The 15,834-nt window shown below is 55.1% G+C and carries 11 protein-coding genes; 3 read left to right on the top strand and 8 right to left on the bottom strand.

Annotated elements, in window-relative coordinates:
* Positions 1-79 precede the first annotated feature (79 nt).
* Positions 80-1,624: a methyl-accepting chemotaxis protein gene (locus RAC65_RS16285; protein ID WP_033739011.1), complete on the top strand. Its 1,545-nt coding sequence runs from the start codon at positions 80-82 to the stop codon at positions 1,622-1,624.
* A gap of 307 nt (positions 1,625-1,931) precedes the next feature.
* Positions 1,932-3,344, top strand: a complete 1,413-nt coding sequence (locus RAC65_RS16280; RefSeq protein ID WP_375096889.1) for an MFS transporter — start codon at positions 1,932-1,934, stop codon at positions 3,342-3,344.
* A 42-nt stretch (positions 3,345-3,386) separates the two neighbouring features.
* Here the strand turns inward: RAC65_RS16280 and RAC65_RS16275 are convergent, their stop codons facing one another.
* The 3 genes from RAC65_RS16275 to RAC65_RS16265 are packed head-to-tail and all read right to left on the bottom strand — an operon-like array spanning position 3,387 to position 7,227.
* Positions 3,387-4,697, bottom strand: a complete 1,311-nt coding sequence (locus tag RAC65_RS16275) for a cytochrome c (protein ID WP_164482801.1) — start codon at positions 4,695-4,697, stop codon at positions 3,387-3,389.
* Positions 4,698-4,708: 11 nt separating this feature from the next.
* Positions 4,709-6,493, bottom strand: coding sequence for a GMC family oxidoreductase (locus RAC65_RS16270; protein WP_006121596.1), 1,785 nt, complete (start codon positions 6,491-6,493; stop codon positions 4,709-4,711).
* 2 nt (positions 6,494-6,495) lie between these two features.
* Positions 6,496-7,227, bottom strand: coding sequence for a gluconate 2-dehydrogenase subunit 3 family protein (locus RAC65_RS16265; protein ID WP_375096888.1), 732 nt, complete (start codon positions 7,225-7,227; stop codon positions 6,496-6,498).
* Positions 7,228-7,502: 275 nt separating this feature from the next.
* Between RAC65_RS16265 and sbmA the strand changes: the two genes are divergently transcribed.
* A complete protein-coding gene (sbmA, locus tag RAC65_RS16260; protein ID WP_033739005.1) occupies positions 7,503-8,750 on the top strand; it encodes a peptide antibiotic transporter SbmA in 1,248 nt (415 codons plus the stop codon).
* A gap of 368 nt (positions 8,751-9,118) precedes the next feature.
* Here the strand turns inward: sbmA and RAC65_RS16255 are convergent, their stop codons facing one another.
* From RAC65_RS16255 to gltP, 5 genes are all read right to left on the bottom strand, one after another.
* Positions 9,119-9,328, bottom strand: a complete 210-nt coding sequence (locus RAC65_RS16255; protein ID WP_006121592.1) for a DUF1471 domain-containing protein — start codon at positions 9,326-9,328, stop codon at positions 9,119-9,121.
* Positions 9,329-9,804: 476 nt separating this feature from the next.
* Positions 9,805-11,349: a methyl-accepting chemotaxis protein gene (locus RAC65_RS16250; RefSeq protein WP_375096887.1), complete on the bottom strand. Its 1,545-nt coding sequence runs from the start codon at positions 11,347-11,349 to the stop codon at positions 9,805-9,807.
* Positions 11,350-11,673: 324 nt separating this feature from the next.
* The gene (gene murP, locus RAC65_RS16245; RefSeq protein ID WP_375096886.1) at positions 11,674-13,098 is read right to left on the bottom strand and encodes a PTS N-acetylmuramic acid transporter subunit IIBC; all 1,425 of its coding nucleotides are present in this window, start codon (positions 13,096-13,098) and stop codon (positions 11,674-11,676) included.
* Positions 13,098-14,009, bottom strand: a complete 912-nt coding sequence (murQ, locus tag RAC65_RS16240) for an N-acetylmuramic acid 6-phosphate etherase (protein ID WP_375096885.1) — start codon at positions 14,007-14,009, stop codon at positions 13,098-13,100. Before murQ ends, murP begins: the two co-directional genes overlap by 1 nt.
* Before the next feature lie 160 nt (positions 14,010-14,169).
* The gene (gltP, locus tag RAC65_RS16235; RefSeq protein ID WP_006121589.1) at positions 14,170-15,471 is read right to left on the bottom strand and encodes a glutamate/aspartate:proton symporter GltP; all 1,302 of its coding nucleotides are present in this window, start codon (positions 15,469-15,471) and stop codon (positions 14,170-14,172) included.
* Positions 15,472-15,834: the final 363 nt, after the last annotated feature.

Raw genomic sequence — 15,834 nt, 5'->3', positions numbered from 1 at the left:
TTCGGTGCGTTCCAGCTAAATATTTAGCCCCAGGATGCCGATATATCTGTCCATAATCCCCCCTGTTCAGGACTGTGTTATGTCGTTAAAAAAATCATCACTGTTGGTGTTGTCTTTTCTGTTAATTCTTTTTCTTATCAGTATTTCCGTCAGCATCTGGTTACTGGCCCGCAGCAACGCGTCACTTAATGCCGTGAATAAAGAAATTCGTGTGGTGCTGTCGGTGATTGACCCTATCAACCACAGTCGTACCTTACGCGTCCGTCTGATGGAGTACATGAAAGAGACGGAGAATGGTGGCCCGCAGGGCGCCGCTTCACTGGACAGCGTAAAAAGCGTTGCCGCTAAAGCCGATGCCGCTTTCCAGGCTTATCTGAACGCGCCACGTATTCCGGGAGAAGAAGCGGAAGCAGAACGCTATCGTCAGGCTTACCTGGCCTACCGCGATCAGGGCATTCAGCCTTTAATCGCAGCGGCCGAGGCCGGGGACCAGCAGCGCTTTAAAAACCAGATCGCAAACGTCGTGCGCCTGGATCGCCAGTATGAAATTGTCCTGGACAAGGTGCTGGCACAACATGAAGCCTTTGCGAAGAAGCTCAATACGGATGCCCAGAGCAACTTTTCCTCTGGGATCCTGTTGTTAGTCGTATTTGGTGTGCTGTTTCTTGCCATTATCGTGGCCATACTGGTCTTTGTCAGACGCTATATTTTATCGCCGCTTGATCACGCCAAAGCCCACTGCAGCCAGATTGCCGCAGGAATTCTGGACAAACCGGTGCCGGTCAACACCGGTTCAAAGAGCGAGATTCAGCAGTTAATGACCTCTATGGAAAGCATGCGTACCGCGCTGACCGGCATTATTACCCGCGTCCGCCAGGCAACCCAGGCGGTCTCTTTCGCCTCGCAGGAAATTGCCAGCGGCAACGTTGACCTGGCCTCGCGCACGGAACAGCAGGCCGCAGCCCTGACCGAAACGGCCGCCAGTATGGAGCAGCTGGGCGCGACCGTGAAACAGAATACAGACAATGTCTTTGAAGCCTGCCGTCTGGCCAGCGAAGCCGTGAAGAATGCGGAGAGCGGCGAACACGTGTCCCAGCAGGTCATCGTTTCCATGTCAAAAATTAACGAGAGTTCGAAAAAAATCGAAGACATCACCAACGTCATTAACGGCATAGCGTTCCAGACCAATATTCTGGCGTTGAACGCGGCCGTTGAAGCCGCGCGAGCCGGTGAGCAAGGTCGCGGATTTGCCGTGGTAGCGGGCGAAGTACGCAATCTCGCCCAGCGCAGTGCGGTGGCGGCAAAAGAAATTGAAGGACTGATTGCAGAATCGGTGGCGACAATCCGGGTCGGCTCCGATCAGGTCAGCCAGACCGGTGAAGCGATGAATGCGATTATTGCCTCGGTCGGCCGGGTCAACGTTCTGATGGATCACATTTCGACGGCCTCCAATGAGCAGCATCATGGTATCAGCCAGATTGAAAAGGCGGTGACCGAAATGGACAGCGTGACCCAGCAAAACGCCGCACTGGTGCAGGAATCGGCCGCCGCGGCCGCGTCGCTGGAGGAGCAGGCGCAGTACCTGACGCATTCCGTGTCGGCGTTCCGTCTGGCTGACGCCTAATTGCCTGCCCGCCCCGGAAAAAAAGCGGGGCGGGCAGGGAAGTCTGTCAGGTGGTATCTCCACCTGACAGGCTGTTATCGCATCTGACTTGACCTTATTTCTCTCTGCACCGCGTCTGAACGCTGACTGCCCATCCGATCCAGCCATAACTGGACTCTGCCCTGTTAAAAATTCACCACTATTCCTATCGGCAAGAATCAGAGAATTGATTATTCTGCTGCTTCCTGCTCGCGAACGGGCACCTGTTTCAAAGCGATTATTGCCTGTAGTGAGAATGGCCATCATCCTTACATGAGGTTTACCCTAAATGACACCAGCCTTGACTTCAGGGATGGCACCGACGTCTGCCTCGTCGACTGCCCATACCAGCTTAGCCGGGCGCATTGACGCGCTGCCCTCTTCTGGCGGTTTGTGGCGATTCATCTCGCTACTGGCGTTAGGCGGCTTTTTTGAACTCTACGATCTGTTTGAAACCGGCTATATCAGCACAGGGTTACTGGCCGCCGGCATTTTCCATGCGGGCAGCGCCGGTATTCTGGGCATTACCGATCAGGCCGCATTTGCGTCGGCGACCTTTCTGGGCTTATTTGTGGGGGCCAGTTTGCTTACGCCTTTTGCCGATCGGTTTGGCCGTCGGCTGACCTTTATCTGTGCGTTAGCCTGGTACGGATTTTTCTCGTTACTGATGGCGTTTCAGCACAGCGCAGAGATGGTGATTCTGTGTCGCTTTTTGGTCGGTATTGGGTTGGGCGTGGAGCTGGTAACCATCGACACCTACCTGAGCGAATGGGTACCCACGCATCTGCGTAACCGGGCGTTTGCCTTCTCCTTTTTTATTCAGTTTTTATCGGTGCCAACAGTGGCGCTCATGTCATGGTGGCTGACGCCGCAACATATTCTGGGCCTGGAGGGCTGGCGTTGGGTGGTCATCGCGGGCGCTGTCTGCTCGCTGATTATCTGGCTGGTGCGTAAAAACCTGCCGGAATCCGCCCGCTGGCTGGCCCAGCAGGGACGGCATGAAGACGCCCATGCCGTGATGTCGGCCATGGAAAAACGCTGCGGCATCGTGCCCGGCCAACACCTGACGCACTCACAGCCTGCGGCAGCCTCTGACACGAAAAGCCGCTTCCGCGACATCTGGGCTCCGCGCTACCGTAACCGCACCCTGATGCTGGTGATAATGAACTTCTTCCAGGCGATTGGCTTCTACGGCTTTGGTAACTGGCTGCCTGCGCTGCTGTCCGGGCAGGGTACGTCCATTACCCATAGCCTGCTGTATGCCTTTTTTATCACGCTGGCCTATCCCATCGGCTCGTTGATTTGTGGCAGCTTTACCAGCCAGCTTGAGAATAAATGGCAAATCGTCCTTTCTTCGCTGATGACAGTGGTGTTTGGTACGCTGTTTGCCCTGCAGACGAACCCGGTGTTGCTGGTGATATGCGGATTTTTGATCACCTTCTCTAATGCCTGGCTGACCTGCAGTTATCATGCTTACCAGACCGAGATTTTCCCGACCGCTATCCGCGCCCGAGCAGTAGGTTTTTGCTACTCCTTTAGTCGGTTATCGACCGCCTTTAGCAGTCTTCTGATCGGCGTGATTTTGCAGCACACCGGTACGCATGGCGTCATCGCCTTTATTGTATTGAGCATGCTGATGGTGATGCTGTCGGTGGGCGTTTTTGGTCCTAAGACGCGCGGTGTGACGCTGGAAAATATTTGATCGTGCAGCCTTCCCCGGTGGGGGAAGGCTGCAACGTACGTGTTACTTGCCTTCTAACACCTTGATATCTGCACTGCCCTGACGATCTTTCACATCCTTGCGCAGGTCAGCCACCTGCTTCGCGGTGACCGTTCCCGGTACGTTATTGCCCCAGCTGTGACGGATGAAGTTCACCACGTCCGCGACCTGTTGATCGTTCAGACGCCAGCCAAAGGCAGGCATGGTAATCGTTGACGGCGCGCCCTTCACCCCACGCAGCTCGCCTCCGACCAGCACAATGTGAATCAGCGAGGTCGGATCGTCCGCCATCACCACCGGGTTGCCGCGCAGCGCGGGATAAAAGCGTGTATAACCGCTGCCGTCCGTTTTATGGCAGGCCGCACAGCTGTCGACATAGGCCGCAGCGCCTGTCTGGCTGTCATCGCCTTTCCATAAGGCCTTCGCGGTCGCGTCATCCACGCTAAAAGCCACCTGATGCGGATCTTTCGCACCCAGCGACTTCAGGTAACGGGCAATCGCCGTGATGTCGTCATCCGTCAGGTGCTGCAGGCTGTGATCAACCACATCCACCATGCCGCCAAAGGCTGAGGTGTGATCGTTACGGCCATAGCGCAGGAACTGGCGCAGGTCATCCTCACTCCAGCGGCCCAGGCCGTCACGGTTGTCCCCGCGCAGGTTGCTGGCGGTCCAGCCATCAATCGGCGCACTGCTGCCCGCCAGATAATCGTTACTGTCGGCGTTGGTTAACGCTTTCTCCTGCATGGTCACGCTACGCGGCGTATGGCAGGCACCGCAGTGACCCAGCCCTTCTACCAGATAACGGCCTCGCGCCAGCGTCGGGTCCTCCTGCGCGGCAGGCTGGAACGCTTTTACATCCGGTGCGAACAGGTTGCGCCAGATCGCCAGCGGCCAGCGCATCGACAGAGGCCAGGGGATATCGCTCGCTTTGTTGGCCTGACTGACAGGGGCGACGCCATGCATGAAGTAGGCATACAGCGCCTTCATGTCCTCATCGCTGACCACCGCATAAGAGGGATAAGGCATGGCGGGATAGAGCGTATCGCCATTTTTCGCAATACCGTGCCGCACGGCTTTCTGAAAGTCATCGTAGCTGTAATCACCAATCCCGGTCGATTTATCCGGCGTGATGTTCGTTGAGTAGATCGTGCCAATCGGCGTGGCCATCGGCAAGCCACCTGCGAAGGGCTTGCCGCCCTCACTGCTGTGGCAGGCGACACAGTCGCCCGCGCGGGCCAGATACTCGCCGCGTTTTATCAGATCGCTAGTGCTCTCATCGGCCAGGGCAACAAAGGAAATACCGCCCAGAATCAGGGCTAAAATGCCGTTTTTCATCGCCATCATCCTTATGCCTGCACCAGAGGGCCTGGGTTTTTCAGATACTGCTCGCGAATCGCTTTCGCTGACCAGTAAGTCAATGCCGCCACCATACCGGTGGGGTTATAGCCGAGTCCCTGAGGAAACGCCGATGCGCCAGGCACAAAGACGTTAGGCACATCCCAGCTTTGCAGATAGCGGTTAACCGCGCTGGTTTTAGGATCCTCACCCATAATCGCCCCGCCGCTGATGTGGGTGGTCTGGTAGACGGTGGTGTCGAAATGTGTGCCGGGTTTTTTAGCCCCGCCAATGATCATTTTCGGGTTCATGGCTTCGGCGATTTTATGCATTTTCCCCACCATAAACTGCGCCATCTTTATGTCATTTTCCTGCCAGTCAAACGTCATACGCAGCAGTGGCTGACCGTAGGCGTCTTTATAATTCGGGTCCAGATCCAGATAGTTCACGCGGTAAGACTGGTGCGCACCATGGGCATCCATAGAAAGGTGGTGCGTGTACGTATCGGCAACGGCGGCCTTCCACTGGCTACCCCAGTTAGGTGTTCCCGGCGGGGTGGGCAGACCCGAGATGGGTTTGGTGCCCGCCTGATTGACCCAGAATGGCGATCCACCGACAAAACCGTGCGGCCCGTGGTCAAAGTTATCGGCGTTGAAATCATCCACGCCGACACCGGCACCGCCTGCCCCAATAAACGGGTTGGTGGTGGTGTTTTTGTCGAACAGCGCTTTCAGCGTCGACAGGTTCTGGTAGGCAAAGTTGCGTCCGACCGTGCCTTCGTTAGTGATCGGGTTGTAAGGCTGGCCAATGCCGGACAGCAGCATTAAGTGGACATTGTGGAACTGGAAGGCTGACAGGATGACCAGATCTGCCGGTTGCACATGTTCACGCCCCTGCGCGTCTACATAGGTGACGCCGGTAGCGCGTTTCTTATCGTCCGTGAGGTTGACGCGCAGCACATAAGCATTATTGCGCAGCTCAAACTTTGGCTCCTGACGCAGCGCAGGCAGGATATTCACATTGGGTGAGGCCTTGGAATACATATAGCAGGCGTAACCGCTGCAGTAGCCGCAGAAGTTGCATGGTCCCATCTGCGCGCCATAGGTGTTGGTATAAGGACCTGAGGTATTCGCCGAGGGCAGATCGTAAGGATGATAGCCTACTGACTCGGCGGCCTGGGCAAACAGCTGTGCTGACCAGGTGCGCTTTTGCGCGGGCAACGGAAAGTTGTCAGAGCGATCGGGCGCAAACGGGTTACCGCCTTTGTCTTTGCCGACAACCTTACCCTGAATACTCCAGGCACTACCGGAGGTGCCAAACACTTTTTCTGCTTTATCAAAAAATGGCTCCAGCTCCTGATAGTCCACGCCGAAATCCTGAATGGTCATCCCTTCAGGAATAAACTTTTTACCGTAGCGCGCCTCATAGTGGCTGCGAAGTTTTAGCTCAACCGGATCGACCCGAAAATGTACACCTGACCAGTGCAGTCCTGCGCCACCGGTGCCGGTGCCCGGCAGGAAAGCTGCTAACTGGCGATACGGCACGGCAGTCTGTGACGCATCATGACGGATAGTGACGGTGCTTTTGGACAGATCCTGGAACAGCTTTTTCCGGATGTTATAGGTCAGTTCATCAATCGACTGTGGATAGGATCCATCGGGATAGGTATCACGATGCGGACCGCGTTCCAGTGCCAGCACATTCAGACCGGCCTCGGTCAGCTCTTTGGCCATAATGGCCCCTGCCCAGCCAAAGCCGACAATCACGGCATCCACTTTCTTTAATTCATTTGCCATGCTCAGCTTCTCTCTCCACGAATCGACACTGACGGGAACGGATACCGTTCACCGCGCTCTACCCAGTCCATAAAATCGGCGCGGGCGCCAGGGAAGTTGATGAGCTTCCAGCCCACCATGCCCTGATTGCCACCGTGGATCGGATCGCTAAAGAAGCCTTCACGGGTGTTTTGCAGGAGATAAGAGAAAAACACGCTGGCGGGGAGCTGGCTGAAATGGGCCTTGCCGCTCTCCATCGCCTGAAGCGCCGCATCCTGCTGTTCAGCGTTCAGTTGGGCAAAGACCTTACCGTACTGCTGCCGGCTATACTGGTCGGCGTCGGCCAGGCCGAGACGGTAAATCTGCTGCGGTACCAGCGGCAGCTGATAGCCCATTTCTTTGGGGAGATCCGGGTTAAAGGGGCCCTGCATATACCAGTTGGCCCCGGTGGCATAAGGCGTATTCATCTGGCGATCGATAAACTCCGGCACGCCCGCATCCAGCGCGCCCGGACCGCGTTCATCGGCGGGGATCAGCCGCGCCACGGCAGCGTTGATAAACGCAAATTCCTCGGCAGTAAACCAACTGGGTTGATAGTCTCGGGCGACCTGGCTTTCGGCAGGCGTTGCGGCCTGTGCCTGAGCGGGTGCAGAAAAGGCACCCAATGCGCTGCTGCCTACCGCCACTGCGGGCGCCAGGGTGATGGTCTTCAGCAAAAAATCCCTGCGTGAATGACCCTTTTTCTGGTCTGACATGACATTGCCTCATCACCGCATCAACTGCGGTACGAAAAAGAGAAGTGAATGCGCGTTGTAGTGGTTTTTATTTGCGGATTTCGGGTACAACAAGCTGTTACCGGTAACAGTGGCGCTAAGTGTAACACCATTACCGACAAATACTTAGTTTAAGGAAACAAAAAAGCACAATTTCATTAACATATAAGTTGTCAATGTCATGTTCAGAAACAACAGGCTACAGACAGATGGCCGTTAAGACGTTATAAAAGCGATTACACAACAGCGGAGTACCTATGTTTAAGTCTTTCTTTCCACGACCTGGGCCGTTTTTCAGTTCGGCGGCCATCTGGAGTTTACTGGCGATTTTTGCCTGGTTTGGCTTTGCCAGCGATTTACCGGCCCATTTCTGGCCTGCGTTTCAGGCCGCCATCAGGCAGCCCCTGCCCACGACGGTGATGCGCTTTATTGCGCCGGGTGAGTTATGGTTCTATGGCTATTACTGGCTGATGGTTGCCCTGTTCGCTCTTGCGTGGCGCATCATTGATAACCATCCCTGGCAGCGCTGGTCGGTCTGGGGCTCCGCGCTGATTATTTTTGTGACCTGGTTTGGCGTCCAGGTTGGCGTGGCCGTCAATGCCTGGTATGGCCCGTTCTACGATTTAATTCAAAAAGCGCTGACGAAAGCCGGTTCGGTACAGATTGCCGAATTTTATGCTCAGGTTATCGCCTTCTTGGGTATCGCGTTGATTGCGGTGGTCATTGGCGTGATGAATGCTTTTTTCATCAGCCACTGGGTATTCCGCTGGCGCACTGCGATGAATAATTACTATATGCATCACTGGCAGCGCCTGCGCCACGTTGAAGGCGCGGCACAGCGTGTGCAGGAAGATACCATGCGCTTTGCTACCACGCTGGAAGGCTGGGGCGTGAGTTTCATTCAGGCCATTATGACCCTGGTGGCGTTTTTACCCGTTCTGGTGGCGCTTTCACATCATGTAAAAAGTATCCCGATTCTGGGTAGCATCCCCTATGCGCTGGTGATCGCGGCGGTGTTGTGGTCACTCTTTGGTACGGCGCTGCTGGCGCTGGTGGGCATTAAGCTTCCCGGCCTGGAGTTCCGTAACCAGCGCGTCGAAGCGGCTTACCGTAAAGAGCTGGTTTACGGCGAAGATCACGCCGATCGCGCCACGCCGCCGACCGTAAAAGTGCTGTTCCACAATGTGCGGATTAACTATTTCCGTCTCTATTTTCACTATCTTTACTTCAATATCAGCCGCATCCTTTATCTGCAGGTGGATAACGTGTTCGGGCTGTTCCTGTTGTTCCCGTCTATTGTGGCCGGTGCCATTACGCTGGGCCTGCTGAACCAGATCACCAACGTGTTTGACCAGGTTCGGGGATCGTTCCAGTACCTCATTACCTCGTGGTCCACCCTGGTCGAGTTAATGTCGATCTATAAACGTCTGCGCAGTTTTGAACAGATTCTGGACGATGTGCCGCACGATGAAATGATGCACGACGCTTCAGAAGAGGTGTCATAACCTTTCTGGTCGCCTGGGGTAGTTGCCGCAGGCGACCAGCGGTCGATTCCGCATTGTCTCCCCCACTTTCCTTTTCCTTCTCCTGCCATTCATTGCGCATGATGCCGCGGTGTTGTCCGTTCAGGACGACATCCGCGCCCGGGTTATCGCCGGTACGCGCAGCATTGAGGGATGATGGCGCGCATACAAGGGGCTTTTCTGGCAAAGGCTGAACGGTTAAGCGAACGATCTGTTGGTCAAAGAGACAGGCCGGATGGGGCAGAATGATGCAGGAAAGCGGAGTAGAGGCGGTAAAGTGACAGGTTCTGTTGCGCTAAAAACGGAGCCAGGACGCCATCAGGCGTCCTGTCAGCACAGACGTTCAAGGCTTATTTATACAGCTCAGCCGTCATGTGCACACCGTTGTTGGTGTTCGCTTCGGTGATCTTATAGGAAGCACCAGCATCCTGCGCCTGAGCAGCAATTTTCGCTTCTGCGCTGTCCAGTGTTGAGCCGGTCGCCGTCACAGTTTGTGCAAAAGCCGCAGCAGGCAGAATAGTCAGGGCGATTAAAGCAGCAAAAGTTTTGATAGTTTTCATGGTCAATTCCTCGGTCTTTTTCGTTTAGATAAGGCTACATGCCTTGTGTGAAAGCATAATAGGAGGAATATCGCACAAGAAAAAGCAGAGGGTTTTGCTCATATCATTCAATAAAACTGAAAATGAAAAGCACGTTTAGCGCTGTTTAAACACGAAAGGTTAAATGACTACACCTTGCATAGCAGGCAGTATTAATGACTACCTGTGCGCCTGACGACTTTCGCCCAGCGCTATGCTGTTATGTCACAAGACGGCAAAGACAGGCGTTACGCCGTGATGCTCTGAGACGAGTCAGGCCGTGATGGGATGTTGGCTGAGGGTACGCAATTGGGCAGCAGAAGAGACGACTAGGACGGGAAAGCCTCTTAGCGATCATGCCGTACCAGACGGCATGATCACGGTTCGCACCCTGCGCGCGCGAAGAGCGTGATCACGCCGAATGGCACAACACCATCCGGTGGCAGGCCGGTCAAAACTTAGCGGAACACGCTGATCGCTTCCACCAGACGGTTAGCCTGATGGGTCATACGGCCCGACGCTTCTGCGCTTTCCTGAACGCGGGCGGCGTTTTGATGGGTAATATCGTCCAGATCTTCTACCGCCGTGCTGACTTCACTGAGCGCGGTCGCCTGTTCCGCCGTGGCCGCGCTGATTTGGGCAACGAGCGAAGTGACGTTCTGCACCTGCTGCACAATATCCTGCATGGTATGTCCCGCAGCACCGGCGTGCTCGTTGCCTGAACTGACCCGGCTGGCGCTGGTTTCCACCAGTGCTTTAATCTCGCTGGCGGCTTTTGCGCTGCGCTGTGCAAGGCTGCGTACTTCGCCAGCCACAACGGCGAAGCCTTTACCCTGCTCACCTGCGCGTGCCGCCTCAACGGCGGCGTTCAGCGCCAGAATATTGGTCTGGAACGCGATGCTGTCGATTACGCTGGTGATGCTGGCAATGCGTTCTGAGCTGTCGGCGATATCCGCCATCATGCTCATCATCTCTTTCATCACCTCGCCACCTTTGCTTGCCGCATCGCTGGTATTGACGGAGAGCGAACTCACCTCCTGGGCCGTTTGCGTATTACTCTTCACGGTGGCGGTCATTTCGTTCATGGTCGCGGCCGTTTGCTGCACGTTCGCTGCGGCCTGTTCGGTCCGGCGGCTCAGTTCATTGTTACTGCGGGCAATGGCGTCACTGGCGCTCAGCACGTTAATCGCCTGGCCACTCACATCGTCCACCAGCCAGCGGAACATCAGCCCTAGCTGTCCAATGGCGCGCAACGTCAGCCCCACCTCGTCAATGCGGTCCATCTGCTCCACCTGGTGACTGGCCCCGGTGGCCACGCGCAGTGCCTGTTTGCACATGCGCTCAACAGGACGGGAAATTTGCTGCTCCAGCCACAGGCTGGCAAGCAGCAACAGAACGGCCATGCCGCCCGCAAATCCGCTCAACGCCAGCGGTGCCATTCCCAGCGCCCAGACGCCTGCGACGGACAGCGGCAGTAAAGCCAGCAGCGCCGTACGGATGCGCCAGCGCAGTGGCAGCGTTTTTAAGATCGAGCCGAGGCGGCGCCAGCCGCTGCGGACAATTAATCCTTTGTGAAAACGGCGGCCTTGCGCGCGACCTTCACGAAAATCACGGTAGATTGCTTCACTGGCTTTCACGTCCTGTGCGGATGGCTTCGTCCGCACCGACATATAACCCTGCACCTGACCATTACGCACCACCGGAATCGCGTTCGCCCGCACCCAGTAGTGATCCCCGTTTTTGCGGCGGTTTTTCACCAGCGCTGTCCAGGGTTCGCCCTGTTTTAACGTCGCCCACATATCGGCAAAAGCTTCGGGTGGCATATCCGGGTGACGCACCATATTGTGCGGCTGCCCTTTGACCTCATCAGATGAAAAGCCACTGGCTTCAACGAATGCATCATTGGCATAGGTGATATAGCTGTTGAGATCGGTCGTTGTCATCAGTGTGGCATGATCGTCATACACATATTCACGCTGAGAAACAGGTTGGTTGTTGCGCATAGGAGTCCTTGATAGTACCAGTCAGACTTGCACCAGAAGCATGGATGAAAGCACGTGAAAGGTAAGCTTTACCTTTTTTTATGTTTTCGGCAGTGGCGCATTTACACTTTAGTGCTACGCGTTAATTTATTGCATTAAAAAAGCCGCTCAGTAGCGGCTTCGTTTACTCACGGGGATTTTTAACCCATTACATTTTAACGATTTACTTTAACGCAACTGATTAGCGCGCAGCACCATCCCACCCGCGCCCGGCGCGTGACATCCGCAGTGAGACTAACGTCTTACCGTACCGCTTGACGGGTTAATAGCGCATTCCTTATGGATTCAGCTTAAATCGACATCCCGTAAGCCAAACCACCACGTCAGTACAAAGCCACTGACCCAGGCCACGATCAAACCGCCCAGGTACACGGCCATGCCAGCAAAAATGCCCTGATGCGAGGTCATTAACGGAAGCGTGACCAGACCCGAAGGACCAAACACCGTATTCATGCCGACCGGCAGCCCCAGCCAGGCCACCAGACCGATAAAAAATCCGCCCACTGCCCCGCCGCCGCAGGCCGTAATAAAGGGTCTGAGCCGCGGTAGCGTGACGCCATAAATCAGCGGTTCACCCACGCCCAGCAAGCCGGGCACGATGGCGCCTTTTATCTGGGTGCGCAACAACGCGCCTTTTTCCGCTTTACACCAGAGCGCCAGTGCGGCCCCCACCTGACCGGCACCGGCCATAGCCAGAACAGGGAACAGTGAATTAAATCCCTGGGTTTCCATCAGCGCAAAATAGACCGGAGTAAACCCCTGATGAATGCCAAACATCACGGCGATCAAAAACAGCCCAGCCAGCAGGGCGCAGCCGAAGGGGTTGTTATTGAGGTGGATAAACAACCACGACATTCCCTTAAACAGCTCGCCGCCGAGCGGCATGATGAGCAGATAAGTCAGCGCGCCCGTGATTAATAAGGTTAACAGGGCGGTAAGAATCATATCCAGGTTATCCGGGATGACCTTGCGCAACTGCCTTTCCAGCCAGCCACCAAACATCGCGGCCAGCAGCACACCGATAATGTTGCCACGCGGATCGATAGCCAGACCAAAAAAGCTGTCCATGCCGCTGTAATAGCCGACCTTCGCATCGGGCACATAGCCCAGAAGAAACAGCGAGGCGATAATGGCCCCGTTTACGCCGGTGCCACCAAAGGCTTTTTGCGCGTTATAGCCAATCAGGATGCTGAGAAAGGTGAATAACCCTTTACTGAACACTTTCATATAGGCCACGGTCTGCAGTAAGCCTGCAGGATGTGCGCCCGGCATGCTGAGGTGCAGGCTTTGCTCAATCAGTGTGGCGAATCCCAGCAGTAAACCTGCGGCGATAAAGCCGGGGATGAGCGGTGTGAAAAGGGTGGCGAAACGTGCCAGAAACTGATGCACTGCGCGGGTCTGTCTGGCCTTTATCTGCTGTTTTTGTTGCGCAGCCACCTGTTGCAGATTCGGTGCCCCCTGTGAAAGCAGCAAATGCATCCGTTCCGCCGCCGTTTGCGCCTTGCCGGGACCGAGCACGATCTGCAGTTGATCGTCACCCTTGATGACACCCAGCACGCCAGGCAAACCTTTCAGCCGGGCGATGTCAGCCTGATTCTGCTTCAGCGTCAGGCGTAAACGGGTCATACAATGGCCGCAAACGGCAATATTGTCTGCGCCGCCTGCTGCCTGCACGATAGCGTGCAGAAGTGCATCGGTCACGTCCGCCATCAGCGTGCTCCCGCAGCCTGTAGCGCCCGACGAATAAAGCCCTGATGTTGGGTCAGCAACGTTTTTGCCTTATCAGCACTCAGTTCCGCCAGCACCATGAGAATGGCGGTTTTGCAGTGCCCGCCGCAGGCCGCCAGGGCGGCACTGGCGCAGGCTTCGTCACAATCAGTAGCCTGCATCACAATATTGACCTGGCGCTGTACCAGCTTCTGGTTCGTGGCTTCAACGTCCACCATCAGATTGCCGAAGACTTTGCCTGTACGAATCATCGCGCCGGTCGTCAGCATATTCAGGACCAGCTTCTGTGCGGTCCCCGCCTTCATGCGTGATGACCCCGTCACCACTTCAGGCCCGACCACGGGCGTCAGGGCAATATCGGCGACGTCAGCCATTTTGCTGTGCGGATTACAGGTCAGCGCAACCGTCATCGCCCCACATTGCCGGGCGTAATCGAGCGCGCCCAGAACATAAGGCGTGCGTCCACTGGCAGCGATGCCCACCAGCACGTCCTGCTGGCTGAAGTGGATGTCTTTCAGATCCTGCGCGCCTTGCGCCACATTATCTTCAGCGTTTTCCACCGCCTGCAAAATGGCCTGATGGCCCCCGGCAATCAGGCCAGTTACCTGCTCACGCGGTGTGCCAAAAGTTGGTGGGCATTCACTTGCATCCAGGATCCCCAGGCGGCCGGAGGTGCCCGCGCCCACGTATATCAGTCGCCCACCGGCCTGAAAGGCGGCGCAGATAATATCCACAGCGCGGGTGATAGCCGGCACAATAGCCTCAACGGCCAGCGCAACTTTTTTATCTTCATCATTAATGACGCGAAGCATCGCTTCCGTGCTCATTTCGTCAATATTCAGGCTGGCCGGATTGCGCCCTTCCGTGACCATCTGACTGAGATCAATTTTCACGCTTGTTCTCCACAGGAATAATTTATTCTGGATATTTTTAACACAGCGAATGAAAAATTCATCCTTTCCAGCTGCTTTTTTGTGGCGCCGTGAGCGGTGCAGCCAGACAGAATAAAAAAAAGGCCCAACCATCGTTGAGCCTTTGATTTGCTAATCCGCATTAAGGCGCGGTTTGCGTCCGTAACTGCAATTCATACGCTTTCGCCTGCTCTGCATCGAACTGGTTTTCCCAGCGGGCAATCACCAGCACCGCCAGGGCGTTACCCACGACATTCAGCGCGGTACGGGCCATATCCATGATGCGGTCAACGCCAGCAATAAACGCCAGTCCTTCCAGCGGAATACCGACGCTGCCAAGCGTCGCCAGCAGGACGACAAACGAAACGCCTGGCACGCCTGCAATCCCTTTAGAGGTCACCATCAGCGTCAGCACCAGGATGATTTCATCAGTCAGTGACAGGTCGATACCGTACAGCTGCGCGATGAAAATCGCGGCGATACTTTGGTATAACGTTGAACCATCCAGGTTAAACGAGTAGCCGGTGGGCACGACGAAGCTGGTGATGGCTTTTGGTGCACCGTAAGCTTCCATCTTCTCCATGATGCGTGGCAGCACGGTTTCAGAACTGGAGGTCGAGTAGGACAGGATCAGCTCGTCTTTTAAAATGCGCATCAGCGTAGTAATGCGCAGTTTGCAGAAGCGTGCTACCGCCCCCAGCACCACAAACGCAAAGAACAGGATAGCGACATAGACCAGCAACACCAGCTTCGCGAGTGGCCACAGCGAGGCAAAACCAAAGTTAGCAATCGTCACGGCGATCAAAGCAAACACGCCTACTGGCGCGTAGCGCATGATCATATGCGTCACTTTAAACATGGTTTCAGACACGCCGCGGAACAGGTTGACCAGCGGATCGCGCTGTTCGGAGGGCAGGGCCGACAGCCCCAGACCAAACAGGACTGAGAAGAAAATAATCGGCAGCATTTCACCCTTCGCCATCGCGGCAAAGATGTTCTGCGGGATCAAAGAAAGGATGGTCGCAACCAGACTGTGCGTCCCTTCCTGTACCTGCGCCGTCGTGGCTTCATATTTAGAGATGTCCACCGTTGCCAGCGTAGACATATCAATGCCAGTGCCGGGCTTAAACACATTTGCCAGGGTAATCCCGACCACAATGGCAACGGTGGTAATCACTTCAAAGTACACAATGGTTTTGAGACCAATACGACCCAGCTTTTTCGCATCACCAACACCGGCTATACCGACAATCAGGGATGAAATCACGATAGGCACGACAATCATCTTTATCAGGTGAATAAAGATATCGCCCGCCGGGCTGAGAATATTATTGACTAACCATTCACGATCATCTGGCTGATTATGCAATACGGCACCCACGATGATGCCGAGCACCAGTGCTATCAGAATCTGCCACGCAAGGCTGATTTTAAAACCTTTCATAACGCGTAATTTCCTCAGTCAAAACCCGTTTCTCTCTACTGCGAAGGTGCAGAAGACAATACACACAGGGAAGTGAGCAAAAAGCCCGGTAAAGTAGAGGGTGTTTTAGACAGCGTCCCGCATTGCGATGCGATGATTTCTAAACCCATTTCAGACGCGGTCTGAGTTGATACCTGATTATCAGGGGCGAGATAAGTACCATTTTCGCTGCAGTAAATGCAACCCTTGGTGGCTTCGATTAAAACTTAACCATCTCTTAAGCATAAAATGCTGATGCGGCTATTTATTCCTAACCTGCTGTTATGAAAAGTAAACTTTCGATAAGTTTTCGCATAGCTATTCAGATTGTGGGCAAACACTACG

This window comes from Pantoea sp. BS_8 (assembly GCF_041954965.1).
Lineage (GTDB): Bacteria > Pseudomonadota > Gammaproteobacteria > Enterobacterales > Enterobacteriaceae > Pantoea > Pantoea stewartii.
Note: the sequence above shows the minus strand (reverse complement) of the source record. Positions and strands in the feature narration are given on the sequence as shown.

What these genes read in the sequence shown, in the direction of transcription:
- RAC65_RS16275 (WP_164482801.1), bottom strand. Translation starts at nt 4,697, where the DNA reads ATGAAAAACGGCATTTTAGCCCTGATTCTGGGCGGTATTTCCTTTGTT.
- sbmA (WP_033739005.1), top strand. Translation starts at nt 7,503, where the DNA reads ATGTTTAAGTCTTTCTTTCCACGACCTGGGCCGTTTTTCAGTTCGGCG.
- murP (WP_375096886.1), bottom strand. Translation starts at nt 13,098, where the DNA reads ATGGCGGACGTGACCGATGCACTTCTGCACGCTATCGTGCAGGCAGCA.
- RAC65_RS16285 (WP_033739011.1), top strand. Translation starts at nt 80, where the DNA reads ATGTCGTTAAAAAAATCATCACTGTTGGTGTTGTCTTTTCTGTTAATT.
- RAC65_RS16265 (WP_375096888.1), bottom strand. Translation starts at nt 7,227, where the DNA reads ATGTCAGACCAGAAAAAGGGTCATTCACGCAGGGATTTTTTGCTGAAG.
- RAC65_RS16255 (WP_006121592.1), bottom strand. Translation starts at nt 9,328, where the DNA reads ATGAAAACTATCAAAACTTTTGCTGCTTTAATCGCCCTGACTATTCTG.
- RAC65_RS16270 (WP_006121596.1), bottom strand. Translation starts at nt 6,493, where the DNA reads ATGGCAAATGAATTAAAGAAAGTGGATGCCGTGATTGTCGGCTTTGGC.
- RAC65_RS16280 (WP_375096889.1), top strand. Translation starts at nt 1,932, where the DNA reads ATGACACCAGCCTTGACTTCAGGGATGGCACCGACGTCTGCCTCGTCG.
- RAC65_RS16250 (WP_375096887.1), bottom strand. Translation starts at nt 11,349, where the DNA reads ATGCGCAACAACCAACCTGTTTCTCAGCGTGAATATGTGTATGACGAT.
- gltP (WP_006121589.1), bottom strand. Translation starts at nt 15,471, where the DNA reads ATGAAAGGTTTTAAAATCAGCCTTGCGTGGCAGATTCTGATAGCACTG.